Source organism: Pedobacter sp. WC2501, from assembly GCF_052682415.1.
Window position 1 is genome coordinate 2,176,671 of the sequence record NZ_JBQZFI010000001.1, and the last position, 15,304, is coordinate 2,191,974.

A 15,304-nucleotide genomic window follows, 5' to 3' on the forward strand; every position below is an offset into this window, starting at 1 on the left:
ACGAATTATAAAATAGAAAAAATGAAAACAGCATTCATTACAGGAGCCAATAAAGGTATTGGCCTTGAAACCGCAAAGCAATTGTTGAAAGAAGGGTTTAGGGTTTATCTCGGAAGCCGTGACTTGGCGAGTGGACTGGAAGCAGCCGGCAAATTAAGATCGGAAGGACTTACCGATGTAGAAGCAGTACAGATAGACGTAACAGATGAAAATTCTGTAGCTGCCGCACGCACGGAAATCGGAAAGCGGACGGCTGTTCTGGATGTGCTGATCAACAATGCAGGCATCAATGGAGGGCAGCCACCATACACTGCCCTTAGCGCCACCCATGATGAGTTAACTGCAGCCTTTAATACCAATGTTATCGGAGTGGCAAGGGTTACAAACGTCTTTATTGATCTATTGAGAAAGTCGCCCAAACCGAGAATTGTGAATGTAAGCACCAGCGTGGCGTCGCTATCCCTCCAGAGCAATCCCGAATGGGCAGCTTATAACCATGCAAAATATGCGGTATATGCTGTATCAAAAGCTGCGCTGAACATGTACACCGTTCAATTGGCCTATGCGCTGCAGGGAACGCCATTTAAAGTGAATTCCGTTTGTCCTGGGTACACAAAAACAGATTTTACAGGAAATAACGGGGGCGATGTTGAAGTTGCCGGAAGTCGTATTGTAAAGTATGCTTTGATTGGAGACGACGGGCCAACAGGGAAATTTATCAGCGAAGAAACCAATCCACAAACGGGCGAAATTCCCTGGTAAAACACATTCATTATTGATTTACTGAATGAAAAACAACGATCTGGTACAAGTTTATCCCTTCGGATGTCGACACTTTTGTATCAGAGATTAGGAAACAATTAAAATCATAATTACCATGAAATTATTAGAACAAACACAGTTTGGAAAGCTAACCTTAAAGAACAAAATGGCCATGGCTGCCATGACCAGAAGCCGTGCGGACATCAACGGTATAGTGGCTGATATGACCGTTGAATACTATACCCAGAGAGCTGGTGCGGGCCTGATGTTTACCGAAGCCATCAGGATAAGTGAAGAGGCTACGGGCAGTCCGCTTACACCTGGGATTTACACAAATGATCAAATCGAAGCATGGAAAAAAGTCACAAAATCAGTGCACGAGCACGGTGGGCTTATCATTGCCCAGCTCTGGCATACTGGCCGTGCAGGACACTCAATCGACAGGAATGGTAAACTGCCACTGGCCCCGTCTCCACTAGCTATCCAGGGCATGCAGCATTTTACTTCGCAGGGACTGAAAGATTACGAAACGCCCCAGGAAATTACCCTGGCCGAAATCGGCCAAACGATCAGGGATTATGGGCAAGCTGCCAGAAATGCAATCGCGGCTGGTTTTGATGGTGTAGAACTTCATGCGGCAAACGGATATCTGCCAAGCCAGTTTCTGGCAGAAAGTGCAAATCAGCGTACGGATGATTATGGAGGCAGTATTCCCAAAAAAGCCCGTTTTGTGCTGGAAGTGATGCAGGAATTGATCCTTGCGGTTGGCGGAGATAAGGTAGGGATTAAGATTTCACCTTTCCATCCCTATGGTGATATGGTACTGGATGACCCTAAAGGCACCTACACTTACCTGGTGCAAGAGTTGAACAAGTTAGATTTTGCCTATATAGAACTGATGAAGCGTAGCCCGTACTTCCCTTCACCCGCTCATTACCCGGCAGATGACGAAATAGAACTATTCGGCAGCATGATTAAACAAGCGGTTATTGCAAATGCAGGCTATGACAAGGCTTCTGCAGAAGCAGAACTGGAAAAGGGAATAGCAGGTCTTATTTCATTTGGTACCCTGTTCCTGGCCAATCCAGATCTGCCAATACGATTTGAAAAAGAGGCAATACTCAACGAACCGGACAGGGCTACCATGTTTGGGGGCGGAGCGCATGGCTATGTCGATTATCCATTTTTAAATGATTAAATACATTGGCAGATATCCAACGTGATGATCAAAAAAAATGTACAGACGCAGCCTGTTTGCGTCTGTTTCATTTCCGTTTGCTTTGGTAACGGGTAGCCTGCATTTCTGAGTACCGTTGATGATTATTGGAGTTTAAAAGCAGGCGAAAAACTGTTGGTTATGATTATCTTTCTCCTAGCCGCTTTGTGACAGCCAGGATTTGGGATGAAAGCTGGACCTATGCATCGGGTGGTATTTACAGTCCGGTGGGTGATGTGGTAAAATGGAATGATGCGCTCAAGCAAAATAAGGTTATTTCTTCGAGGGCTCTTACTGAATGTTATACGCCAGGTAAGGGCGATTATGGCTACGGTTGGTTCAATACGGCAAAAAGATTGCTTACCATCCCGGGAACCTTGAAGGCGCAAAAAGCTACTTTGCCCGGATACCACAATTTTCAATCTTAGTAAGGATGGGAAACAAACATTGACAATTAGATCGGGGTTATCTACTAAAATTGGTGATAGATTGAATTGAAATTAAGTTTGGAATAATACGGCTCGTTCTAATAACCATATACTTCCGCTTGAATGATTTGTGCATTATTGCTATCTTAGATTTTGCGAATGTCTGGAGTGCAATGGGCAGCTGGTGAATAGAACATTAAATACCAAACGTGTTGACTGTTGTTTTTGAAAAATTAATTATGACAACCTTACATAGCAAATGCATATTGGTTTAATTTAAGCTAATCTCCAAAACGAATACTTACGATGAGCGACGACAATTTGAAACATTTAGGTGAGATGACTACATTGAGCGAGGTAATGAATCACTTATCCAAAGAAGGCTATACTTTCGATTTTAATACAGCTGCAAAATCCGTGGATGAACAAAATGCACTTGCGCAGCATCCGGAGAATTTTCTGATTGATAAATTTTACAGGTTTGAGGGGGCCTCAGATCCTGAAGATGAATCTATCTTATACGCTATATCATCAACAGACGGAAAAATAAAAGGATTACTTGTGGATGGTTATGGTATCTCCGCTGAGTATCTGGTAGAAGAAATTATTAAAAGAATAAAAACCAGGACAAAGTAGCGTATGGACAAACTTAAACTATACTGCATTCCCGATTCTCAGGAAATTTATCCGATCAGGGATTTTTTAAAAAGAAGTGTTGTTGATTTCGACTGGTTTGACCTCTCGCATGACGAGCAGGGCCAGGGAATTACTTCTTTCGACAATCCACAAAAGCATCCGGTAATAGAGTTTCCGGATGGAAAAATAATTATTAATCCTTCTTTAGAAGAGATTGCCTGTAACCTGGGCTGGATTACGGAACCTAAGTACGATGAATATGATCTGTCCATATACGGTGCAGGTCCGGCGGGATTAAGTGCTGCAGTTTACGCTGCATCAGAAGGATTAAAAACCATTCTTATTGAAAGGGAAGCGGTAGGTGGACAAGCAGGTACCAGCTCTTTAATTGAGAATTATCTTGGCTTTCCGGAGGGCATATCGGGTGCAAATCTGGCTGAGCGGGCGAGGCAGCAGGTTTTAAAGTTTGGTGTGGAAATTTTACTGCTTAAAGAAGGGATTAAGGGCACTTTTTATGACAACAAGATTCATGTCGACTTTGCTTCTGGTGAAAAACTGGTCGCGAAGGCTAATATTTGTGCAACAGGAGTGGAATATGCAAGATTGAACCTGCCGGATGAAGAACGGTTTTTTCATAAAGGCGTTTACTACGGAGCCGGTGCCAGCGAAGCTTTTTTTTGCCAGGACAAGGATTTATACATCATAGGCGGGGGAAATTCCGCCGGCCAGGCCGCAACTTATTTTTCAGGATTTGCAAAACGCGTCTTTATGGTCATCAGAAAAGGAAATCTTGCCGAAACCTTGTCAGAATACCTCATTCAAAGAATTGCAAGCATCAAAAACATTTTTGTTTTGTATCATTCACAGGTTACTGCGCTAGAAGGCGGGGATTACCTGCAACGGATTAAAATAGCCAATAGCGAACAGGAGACGGAATCCTGGCATGAAACATCAAAACTGTTTATTTGCATAGGCGGAAAGCCCAACACAGAGTGGGCCTCGGAAACAGCCATTTGCAGGGACAGGAATGGATACCTATATACCGGAAATGATGTGATGGCGCTGGATCAATATAGAACATGCTGGGAACTTGACAGGCCTCCCTTTCACCTGGAAACCAGCGTGCCCGGATCTTTTGCCGCGGGAGACGTACGATTCAATTCAGTAAAGCGTGTCGCATCAGCCGTTGGAGAGGGTGCAATGGCCGTTACCCAAGTCCATCAATATCTATCAAAACTATAATTATGGAAAACAATCAACCATGCAGCCATTTATCGGCGATTAAAGAATTGAAGTTGGCGAAACAGCCTGTTTGTGAAGAATGCGTAAAGCAGGGCACAGATTGGGTTCATTTACGCACCTGCCAAACTTGCGGCATAACTTTGTGCTGCGATTCCTCTCCAAAACAACACATGTCTCACCACTTTCAAATCAAGGAGCATCCTGTAGTGATTTCTTCAGAGCCCGGAGAGCGATGGTTATACTGTTATGTTGATGATCAGGTTGCAGAATACTAAATCCTATCATAAAAAAAACATTACAGATTACCCGCTTTCTCTTATACACTAAAGTTATATTCCCTTTTTACTTATAATTAATTGCCGTGTTTTAAGGTCGCAAAGGCCTGATTACTAGGTGAAACTCTGCTTATCGTCAGATTAATGCTCAAACCAATCAATTTTTTAACTTGCGGTGTGATGCTTTTATTTTGGATGATACGGCTCACGCACGCAAATCAAAAGTGCTTTAACCTAACGGAAATATCGAAAACCATTTGCTGCCGGGCCGTGTTAGGATAGAGGTTATATAATAAGTTTTAATAAGAAAAATATGAATACAGGAAAAATAGATTACGTTAACCTTGATGAATTATCAAATAGTAGTTATAAGATAGTTGAAGGTCAGGCCGACATTACCCATTGGCCTGTTGTAGATGAAAGTGGTACTACAGTTGGCAAGGTTAGGGATCTTTTATTTGATGCTTCACAAGATGCGATTCGTTACATTATTGTCGATCTGGATAAAACGGTGGCAGGTATTGAGGAAAAGGCGGTATTGATTCCGATAGGCTATGCGAACCTGGCCGAAAACAGCAAAGAAGTTGTCGTACCTGTAATGAGTGAGCAGCAATATGCTTCAATGCCCCGTTATATTATAGGCGAGGTAACGAGGGAAACAGAAATGAAGATCAGATCGGCTATAGGAAGTCCTGCCGCTTTGAGAATAGAAGAAGAAATAATGGAGATGGACCATCCAGAGTTTTACAAGCACCATCATTTTGACAGGGGGAACATTATTTCAAAAGGAGTGGGTTCTATCTCTCCCGAAACTCAATTTTCTGCTGAATCACAAAGCCGTGAAGAAGAAAGTAAAAGAATACATGAACTCATTGAGCACGCACACACAAATGATCCCCTGGCGCATGAAGTTGAGAACGGAAAAACTCCGGCTGAAGCGCATGAAAATTTCTACATTAATATAGATAACAGGGCCTTTAAAATAGAACCTCAGGAGAATGGTATTTATAGGATCTTTGACAATGAGGTAAAAGTTGGGGCAATTTACGCTCAGCCAGGCGAAAGGGGTGTTAAGTGGGCTACAATGGATCAGCTTGATGACCGGTTTGTGGAAGTGCTGGGTGAGGCCATTACACAGCATAACGCTTTGTAACGAATTGTTACGCTAACAGGTGGAATCAAACTAATCTGATATAGGAGGCTGATGAAATGGCGGCCATCGAATCTAAAGTTTGGACAACGGTTCGGGTAAGCCAAAAAATCCTTAAAAAGTCGTATAAATAATACGGATATAACCAATATCTGTATTTTTGTTACATTTATAAAACTACTAATAAGCTGACTCAGGGCACTTTGTTGATAATTATCAAGGTTCATTTTTTGTTAAGTAAACTTTAAGAAATAATTAATCTTATCTTCGGCTCCCATGAAAAACGCTCTAACAATCATGGTGTTATCTTTGTTAATAATTAGCGCTAAAGCGCAATCTGTTAAACAATTGTCAGCCGACTTGTTATCAACTGCCCGTGCAGACTTTAACAAAAATTTAATGAAATTGGATTCGGTTGATATTGATGATCTACCTTCATCTGTTTATTTGTTCTCCAGAGATGGTAAAAACGAAATAAACATTGACGGTGTTACGGTTATAACTGATCAAAAAGTTATTACTGGTATTAAAGACATGGATCTGTCAGCAGAGTCATTGAGAAATATCAGCGACAGACTAAAAGTTCTTGATAAACTCCAGAAAGCCTATAGCGATGCATCCAATGATGAATATAGGTCTAACAATAGAAACAAGAATAACATCGTTTTCTATGATCGTAGGTTTTTTGTAATTCTACAAGCAATGAAAGCAACCTTGAAAGACTTTAAAAAGATGTATGCTGCAAATCAGACTGATAAAACTAAAACGATATCAGTTGCAGCAATGAAAAACCCCAAGGTTGACTGGAAGTTCTATAATCGTTTGATAGAAGTTGAGCAAGAAAAGATAATAGCACTAACCAAATAACTGTTGTCCCGGTTAAAACCAGCCATCTGTAGCGAAAGTTGTAGGTGGTTTTTTGTTTTACGGGCATGTCTGGAGATGCAATTTTTAGGGTAATTTATTAAAATTAATTTTTGAGTACAGGTCTGATACTAAAAATTTAACTCTATCTGAGTCCATCTGCTTAAAAAAATAAATAACGTGATTTTTTTATATCTGATTATAAGTTTTTTATGAAATATTCTCTCATTGCGAGGTAGGATATAAGCAAACTGATGCAATCTATCATGTATTTACTATCAAAAAAGATTGTTTCACTCCAACGCAAAGCCCTTCTTCAGTTCGCAACGGCGAAACAAGACCCAAAACTCACGTTAAATAGCTTGATTATTTTCTTTGTAGTATTATCTAAAAAAACGTTAACCTAGTATACTGGATATTTTTATAATGCTAATTATCGCCATCTGTATACAGGTCTTGACACTTCCGTCCAGCATTTATTGTGTATTTTAAAGAAGTTTTTTAGTCCGTTCTGGATCCAAAATGTATGTAAATTTTGATTGCAAGACAACTACCTAAATTGTCCCTTTTCCGTTGAACGCATTGGATAGAGAAGACTCAAATTTCTTTCCTACTAAAAGCTTCTCCGTCATTCCGGTTCAATCAGATATTACACCCTTTCTCCGACGTCAGCAAAGCACCGCACCCCGAAAACGCAGCTGAATATCATTAAAAGATACATTAAGGTGTACATACCCCTTTCTATAGACTAAATATGATATCTGACATGTCTGCATCTTTTAATGTGGAATGAACTTTTAAAAATCAAGATTTAAAAAGTCGGATTAGTACAAAAAAAAGTCAATTAGATATAAAGATCCCAATCCTTATTATAATAAATTTGTTTTCAGATTAGATCATGCTAACCAAATTTATATGAATCGTAGAAAACTTATCCAAAGTCTTGCCATTGGTATCCCAACAATATTACTCACTAACAAGCTTTCTGCATTAGCAATGAAAGATGATGCCGCAAAAGAATTTGTAGAGAAGGTTTTAGCAGGACCATTTTCACCGACATGGGAATCTCTTTCCAATTATCAAACACCCGAATGGTTCAGAGATGCAAAATTTGGCATGTGGGCACACTGGGGGCCGCAATGCCAGCCAGAAGCAGGGGACTGGTATGCAAGGAACATGTACATGGAAGACAACTGGAAATATAAATACCATGTTAAAAAATATGGACATCCCTCAAAATTTGGCTTCAAAGATGTAATCAATATATGGAAGGCAGAAAAATGGGATCCGGATGCTTTGGTTTCCTTATATAAGAGTGCAGGTGCTAAATATTTTATGGCCTTAGCCAACCATCACGACAATTTAGACCTTTACGATAGCAAGTACCAGAAAAACTGGAACTCGGTAAAACAGGGGCCTAGAAAGGATATCATTGGTGGATGGGCGGCCGCCGCAAAAAAACACGGACTTCCTTTTGCAGTAAGTGTTCATGCGGCACATGCATGGAGCTGGTTTGAAACCGCTCAGCGAGCTGACAAAACCGGCCCATTGGCCGGCGTACCGTATGACGGAAAATTAACTAAAAAGGATGGTAAAGGCAAATGGTGGGATGGACTCGATCCACAGGAACTTTATGCCCAAAATCATCCGCCAAGCGAAAATAGCCAGGATAACGGAATGATACACAGGCAATGGGATTGGGGTAATGGTGTTACGCCACCTACAACTGCCTATGTAAATAAATTTTATAATCGAACCATCGACCTCATAAATAAATACAATCCTGATATGATTTATTTCGATGATTCGCAGCTTCCGATGTGGCCCATTAGTAATGTAGGGTTGAAGATAGCGGCACACTTGTATAACAAAAGCATTAAAGATAAGGGCAAACTTACTGCAGTAATTACGGGTAAAATTCTTACCGAAGCACAACGTAAGGCTATGGTTTGGGATATTGAGCGTGGGCAGAGTAATAGCATAGAACCACTACCATGGCAAACTGATACCTGTATTGGCGACTGGCATTATGATAGAGGGATCTATGATAGAAAGGCTTACAAAACCCCAAAAATGATTATACATACCCTGATTGATGTAGTGAGTAAAAATGGCAATCTGATGTTGAATATTCCTGTTCGTGGTGATGGTTCAATTGATGAGCTAGAGCGTAAAACGGTTGAGGATATCGGTATCTGGATGGACGCAAATGGAGATAGTATTTACGGAACCAGGCCATGGAAAATATTTGGAGAGGGGCCGGCGCAGAAACAAGCTGCAGCATTGTCCGCACAAGGGTTTAATGAAGGGAAAGGCAAACCTTTCACACAGGAAGATATACGTTTTACCACAAAAGGTAAAACACTTTTCGCCACAGTAATGGCCTGGCCGGCTAATGGATGGGTTTTAATTACCAGTTTAGCTGAAGGATCGTCAAACTATCCTGAAAAAATAAATACAGTACAACTTGTTGCCACAGGCCAAAACCTGCGTTTTGAAAGAAGTGCTGAAGGATTAAAAGTTTATTTTCCGGATAATCAGCCACCTGCTAATTATGCCAACCCGTTGAGGATTGCCTAATCGGAAAAAACCTTGTAATTAATAGCTAACCATTTAGGGAGCCGTCTGAATAATTATGAAAAAAATTGCGCTCGCACTCAAACTTGTCGATGATGCAGTATTATTAGTGAGTATGAAAGTTATCATAACCAGCCGCCTGTAGCAGTAAGAGAGAGTATTGTGGCTGCCGGAATTTTAAAAATGAAAATCTTTAGGGTTTCGATCCGTTTTTTATGCTCATGGTAACTGTTTGGTGTTAGCTTTGAAAAGAAAAAAGAAATGGGTGAAAGTAACGAAGTAGTGCAGTTGTAGGAAAATTGGTGTGGAAATTTCAGCAGCCCATGCCTTGGCAAACGAAGATGAAAAATGGGGTTTAATGGATAAAACATATGATATGGAACTCCAATTGAGAAAAAAATAACTATTTCTTAATAAGTCGCAAATCGATAGCTATTATACATCATTTGGTAAAATGATTTGTTTTTTGTCTTATTAAATCAACGGATTATGTTTGCAAGCACTATATTCGCATTTAGTAATTCTACCATATCTCTACAACCAAGTATTTTGTATGATGTTTAATGTCAGAATGTTTTTTTCATTTTGTCTAATTATCTTAAGCCATCAGCTTTCTGTTGCCCAGTCTGTAAGCATAAATACTCCAAAATATCAGTTAGCAGGGATTAAGGCTTATACCATCAGTGATGGACTTCCCTCGAAAAATACCACAGCTACAATAAAAGATAGCAGGGGCTTTATATGGGTTGGAACAGAAAACGGACTGTGTCGTTTTGACGGTTTCAATTTTAAAGTTTTTTCGAGTAAGACAGGTGATCGTAACACCCTTACCAACAATTATATAAATGCGCTTTGCGAAGATCGTAATGGAAAGATATGGATTGCTACCATGGATGGTCTCAATCTTTTTGATCCGCTATCAGAAACTTTTCAAAGGTTTTTTCATAATGATAGTCAACCAGGATCGCTAAGCAATAATAAAGTTTGGGCTATTTTATGCGATAAGGCCGGTGTGGTATGGATTGGAACCGATGATGGATTTAATAGATATTTACCGTCAAAAAAAGAATTTTTGGTTTATCGGCCAAATGCTGCTGCAGCCGGAAGCATGTTAGGTAAATCGGTAAATGCTATTATTGAGGATAAAGATAGCAACCTTTGGCTGGGTAACTGGAGCGGAGGGTTAAATAAGTTTAATAAGAAAACCAGTACGTTTATAAACTTTTTGCAATACCATAACCCCGGAGAGAAAAATCCAAATGATATCTGGGCATTAAGCTATGCTTCTAATGGCAGTATATGGGTAGGCACTTACTGGGCTGGCCTTTTTAATTTCGATCCAAAAACCAGTAAATTCTTAAAGGTTGAGGCTGTTGATCAAAAAATGCATTCAGTCTTCAGTATTACGAACATTGATAATGAATCCATTCTTGTGGGTGGGAGCAATGGTTTTTATTTCTATAACATAGTATCAAAAGACTGGAAAAAAGTTGGTGATATTAAAAACTATGATTACAGTAGTTCTTATAAAGATAAGGACGGGATTATTTGGATGAATGCAAAGGATGGTTTTTTTAAAATAGAAAACAAGCAATACAAGTTTCATCTGAATCCATGGCAGCTAGGCAATAGAGGCATAAGAAGTGTGGTTATTGATAAGGCAATTGTATGGCTGGGTACCGATAATGGTCTTTTTAAACTAGACCGAAATGCAGGCACTTTTAAGATTTTCACACAAGGTGTTGACGGGGCTGGGTTAACCAACAATAATATTAGTAAGCTTTATTTAGATCGCGAGGGTACATTGTGGGTGTTAACAGAAAATGGTTTCTTTAACTACGATAAAAATCAGAACCGCTTTGTACACCATTATCACCATTCTGTACTGGGCAATCTTTTTAATGAGGATGTTTTCAGGGATATTCTTGAAATAGAAAAGGGAATTTATGTGTTGGCCACTGACGCAGGCATTAAAATTTACGACAGCAATAAAAACCAGTTTACCCATTACTACAATCAGCAAAATAATCCATTATCGTTAAATAATAACCACACTTACAATTTAGCCATGGCGCCTGATGGAAAGATCTGGATTGGTACCTATGGTGGTGGTATCAATATATTTAATAGGCAAAATGGTCAGTTTGAATCGATAAAAACCCAGGCTAGCAATATTAAAGGCTTGAGCAATAATGTAATCAATGCCATTTACACCGACCTTAAAAAAAATATATGGGTATGCACGCCCGATGGATTAAATAAATACGATGCGCATCAACGCCATTTTCTTGTATACGCTAAAAGAGATGGCTTTTCCAGCAATATTTTTAAAGAAATTGCGGAAGATAATGATGGAACAATCTGGCTGACTACCGAAAACGGGATCTCCAGCTTTAATCCCTCAAGAAAACTAATAAGAAACTATGATGAGTTCGATGGGGCATCGGTAAATTCAGTAGTTACAGCTAGCGGGCGCTCTGTTTTCGTGGCCGGAAATAAAGGTTATCTGTCTTTTATTCCACAACAGATAAAAACAAATAACAAGGCGGTATCTGTATACCTCATCGATTTTCAGGTATTTAATAAAACAGTGTTGCCAAATGCTGGTGGGGCATTAAGGGAAAATCTGAATACGGCAAAAGAAATTACACTTAACTATGATCAAAGCGTTTTTTCACTTGAATTTGTGGCACTTAACTACATATATCCTTCTAAAAACGAATATGCTTACCGGCTCGTCGGTTTTGACAAAAAATGGAACTTTATTGGCAATCAGCGAAAAGCGATCTATACCAACTTAAACCCTGGTACTTATCAGTTTCAGGTTAAAGCATCAAATAATGATGGGGTTTGGAACCAGCAGGTAACCACCATAAACATTAAAATTAATCCACCATGGTACCTTAGCTGGTGGGCTTACTTTTGCTATGCAGGTCTGCTGGTTTTGGGAGTTTATCTTTATATTTATTATCGGCGTGGACAGGAAAAACTTAAATATGAGCTAAGAATAATGCACATTGAAAGCGAAAAAGAAAAGGAGCTCAATGAGCGGAAACTTTCATTTTTTACCAACATTTCGCATGAGTTTAGAACACCGCTCACCCTGATTATAAACCCTGTAAAAGATTTGCTCGAACAAGCAGAGGGAAACGCAGACATTGGCAGTATGAATATTGTTTATCGCAATGCGAAGCGGTTGTTAAGCCTCGTAGATCAGTTGTTGCTATTTAGAAAGGCTGATGCCCAGTTAGATGCACTACAGGTTTCAAAATTGAATGTTGTAGCGCTTATTAAAGAAGTTTTTTTATGTTTCTCAAACCAGGCAAAAACAAATAAAATAAATTATGATTTCCATGCAGATGCAGATTTTATTGAAATTTATGCAGATCAGGAGAAGCTCGAAATAGCAATCTTCAACATACTTTCTAATGCATTTAAGTTTACGCCCCACAATGGAAATATAGGCATAACCATAACAGAAAATGAAACCCGCGTACTTATCGAAATTGCAGATTCGGGCTGTGGTATACCAACACAATCAATAGAAAAAATTTTTAACCGGTTTTACCAGGAACCTGTCCAAAGCAAGTCGTTGGGCAGTGGTTTCGGGATAGGACTTTTCCTGGTTAAGAACTTTATCGACATGCATAGTGGTACAATAAACTGTCAGAGCGATGGCTTTAGCGGTACATCATTCTATGTTGAGTTGCTTAAAGGAAAAAAACACTTTGAAGCCGGGAGTATTGTATCATACCAGGAGGAAAGATCTTCATTTCTCAACGAACTTAAACAAAACGACCAGGAGTTGAGTGCTGTGAAACGAAAAGAGCTAACGCCAGTTGATGCACTTTCGGAGGAAAAGAAAACGATCCTTATTATTGATGATAACGAAGAAATTGCCAATTATCTTAGTGAGATGTTTGCCAAACAGTACCATATTTTGCAGGCTTGGGATGGCGAAACCGGATTGACTATTATTAGGGATTTGCTACCAGATGTGGTAATTAGTGATGTAGTGATGAACGGAATGGGTGGGGTAGAGCTATGTAGAACAGTAAAAAAAGATGAGTCGATTTGCCACATTCCGGTAGTACTCCTCACAGCTAGTACCTCATCAGAAGTGAAATTAGAGGGTATAGAAAGTGGAGCCGACGATTTTATAAGTAAACCTTTTGATAAAGAGTTATTAAATGCTCGGATTGCCAGCATTTTGAAAAGTAAAAACAGCCTTCAAAAATATTTTTATAGTGAAATTACACTTAATCCAAGCAGCTCAAAAATATCACCAGCATATAAAGATTTTTTAAAGAGTTGTATAAGAATCGTTGAACAACATATAGATAATCCTGATTTTAATATTCAAATCCTGGCTGATGAAATTGGGATGTCAAGACCCAACCTTTTTAATAAAATTAAGTCCATTTCAGGTCATTCATCAAATAGTTTCATCAGGTTTATCCGGCTCAGAAAAGCAGCAGAAATTTTTATAAGTACCGATAATACTATATTGCAAACCATGTATATGGTGGGCATTAATGATATTAAATATTTTAGGGCGCAGTTTAAAAAAATATTTGAGATGAACCCTTCGGATTACATAAAAAAATACCGCAATACCTTTTCAAAAAATATTTCTCTGGGGCAGGAAATAAGGAAGAGCAAAAAGTAATAAAAGCCATTTTTTATCTTTATCGAATTCTACCTGTAGATTACGAATGTCTCAATACATTCGTTAAGTAATCATTGAATGTATTTTACCCCGCTAATTTTAGCTGTTTACCCCCTGCCTTTTTTCTTTGTTTTGTGGAATTTAGCCATGTTTTTAAAGAGAACTAATTGTGTTTTTGCAATTAATAATTCTCCTTTTGGTAATGGTTTTTCGACTAAAGTATTATAGCGGGCAAAAAGCAAGCTTTAACAGTTCGATATTTCTAGATAATCAGATACTATAACATATGATTATTTCGCTCTTCACAAATAACGACAGGCTGTAAACTGGAGTTAATTTCAATAGTGTAAAAAGATTTCAGCCAATTTGGCAATAAATAAGTACGCTTAGTATATAAGCTGCAAGGCGAATTTAAGGTAATATGACAATGAATAAAAAGCTTATTAAGCATTCTTTTCAGCTTTTGAATATAGACTATGTAAAGTTGGGCAATAAATGGAATTTTAAAAATGTCATTAGCCCATATTACAGGTTATATTATATTGATGAAGGGGAGGGGTTGATTTCTGGACCAGGTGGTTCGTTAACCTTACGCCCTGGTTTTTTATATCTGGTGCCAAGTTTTACACTGTGCAACCTTTACTGCGATCGCTTTTTAAGCCAGTATTTTGTTCAGTTCTTCGAAGAATCTGCAGATGGCGTTTCGCTATTCTCTAATTGCAAGGAGAGTTTAGAAGTTGAGGCAACTGCAGGCGATATTGCCAATATTAAAAGATTAATTTCGATTAATCCGGGCAGGGGGATAAATAGGTCCCAAGATCCTTTAGTTTATGAGAAGGATGAGTATTACAAGGAATATACCGAGTTGAATAACCTCCAGAGTATCTCTGTGCAATATGAAACACAGGGTGTCATTTTTCAATTGATTTCTAAATTTCTGAAACCCGAAATTTTCCTTAAGGATAAATTAACCGTTAAACCATCTGCTGTTATGGATGCTATCGGATATATACAAATTAATCTGAAAACAAACTTAAAGGTAAGTCAGCTGGCAGACAGGGCTAATTTAAATACCGATTATTTCTCCAGGCTTTTTCATCGCTATACAGGCCAGAGTCCAGTTAATTACATTCTTCAAAAAAGGATAGAACGGGCGCAATATTTAATTATTACCACTAAAAAACAGCAGGACGAAATAGCAGAGTTGACTGGATTTGAGAATGTGCACTATTTCTCCAGGGTTTTTAAAAAATTAACCAACCTTACACCTGGTGCTTACAGGGCCCAGAATAAAACACTCAATTTTATAGAATAGCGAAGCTTAAATTATTTTGCATTGGCAGTTACAGTTGGCGATTTGCAGGAGCCAGGTCTAAAGCTGCAGTAGTAGTTTGTACAATAAGTTGCCAAAGGCACTTATCTATTAAGCAGGTAAGTCTGGGGAAGACTAATAGGTTCTGAAGTATAAAAAACGGCTCTTTGGTT

The 15,304-nt window shown here is 38.9% G+C and carries 12 protein-coding genes; all 12 read left to right on the plus strand.

Features of this window, described 5'->3' with window-relative positions; all coding sequences use genetic code 11:
• Positions 1 to 21 precede the first annotated feature (21 nt).
• The 12 genes from ACUN24_RS09510 (at position 22) to ACUN24_RS09565 (ending at position 15,134) form a co-directional block, all read left to right on the plus strand.
• Positions 22 to 762, plus strand: coding sequence for an SDR family oxidoreductase (locus ACUN24_RS09510; protein ID WP_445562278.1), 741 nt, complete (start codon positions 22 to 24; stop codon positions 760 to 762).
• Between the two features lie 115 nt (positions 763 to 877).
• Positions 878 to 1,960 (plus strand): alkene reductase, encoded by a 1,083-nt coding sequence (locus ACUN24_RS09515; RefSeq protein ID WP_445562279.1) that lies wholly within the window; start codon positions 878 to 880, stop codon positions 1,958 to 1,960.
• A 185-nt stretch (positions 1,961 to 2,145) separates the two neighbouring features.
• Positions 2,146 to 2,406 (plus strand): hypothetical protein, encoded by a 261-nt coding sequence (locus tag ACUN24_RS09520; RefSeq protein ID WP_445562280.1) that lies wholly within the window; start codon positions 2,146 to 2,148, stop codon positions 2,404 to 2,406.
• Positions 2,407 to 2,712: 306 nt separating this feature from the next.
• Positions 2,713 to 3,042, plus strand: a complete 330-nt coding sequence (locus ACUN24_RS09525) for a phosphoribosylpyrophosphate synthetase (protein ID WP_445562281.1) — start codon at positions 2,713 to 2,715, stop codon at positions 3,040 to 3,042.
• 3 nt (positions 3,043 to 3,045) lie between these two features.
• Positions 3,046 to 4,284, plus strand: coding sequence for an NAD(P)/FAD-dependent oxidoreductase (locus tag ACUN24_RS09530; protein WP_445562282.1), 1,239 nt, complete (start codon positions 3,046 to 3,048; stop codon positions 4,282 to 4,284).
• Between the two features lie 2 nt (positions 4,285 to 4,286).
• The gene (locus tag ACUN24_RS09535) at positions 4,287 to 4,559 is read left to right on the plus strand and encodes a UBP-type zinc finger domain-containing protein (protein ID WP_445562283.1); all 273 of its coding nucleotides are present in this window, start codon (positions 4,287 to 4,289) and stop codon (positions 4,557 to 4,559) included.
• 313 nt (positions 4,560 to 4,872) lie between these two features.
• A complete protein-coding gene (locus ACUN24_RS09540; RefSeq protein ID WP_445562284.1) occupies positions 4,873 to 5,712 on the plus strand; it encodes a PRC-barrel domain-containing protein in 840 nt (279 codons plus the stop codon).
• A gap of 273 nt (positions 5,713 to 5,985) precedes the next feature.
• Positions 5,986 to 6,576 (plus strand): hypothetical protein, encoded by a 591-nt coding sequence (locus tag ACUN24_RS09545; protein WP_445562285.1) that lies wholly within the window; start codon positions 5,986 to 5,988, stop codon positions 6,574 to 6,576.
• 912 nt (positions 6,577 to 7,488) lie between these two features.
• Positions 7,489 to 9,153, plus strand: coding sequence for an alpha-L-fucosidase (locus ACUN24_RS09550; protein WP_445562286.1), 1,665 nt, complete (start codon positions 7,489 to 7,491; stop codon positions 9,151 to 9,153).
• A gap of 102 nt (positions 9,154 to 9,255) precedes the next feature.
• Positions 9,256 to 9,378, plus strand: coding sequence for a hypothetical protein (locus ACUN24_RS09555; RefSeq protein ID WP_445565130.1), 123 nt, complete (start codon positions 9,256 to 9,258; stop codon positions 9,376 to 9,378).
• A gap of 343 nt (positions 9,379 to 9,721) precedes the next feature.
• Entirely contained in the window at positions 9,722 to 13,819 is a 4,098-nt protein-coding gene (locus ACUN24_RS09560; protein ID WP_445562287.1) for a hybrid sensor histidine kinase/response regulator, read from the plus strand.
• Between the two features lie 427 nt (positions 13,820 to 14,246).
• A complete protein-coding gene (locus ACUN24_RS09565; RefSeq protein WP_445562288.1) occupies positions 14,247 to 15,134 on the plus strand; it encodes a helix-turn-helix domain-containing protein in 888 nt (295 codons plus the stop codon).
• Positions 15,135 to 15,304: the final 170 nt, after the last annotated feature.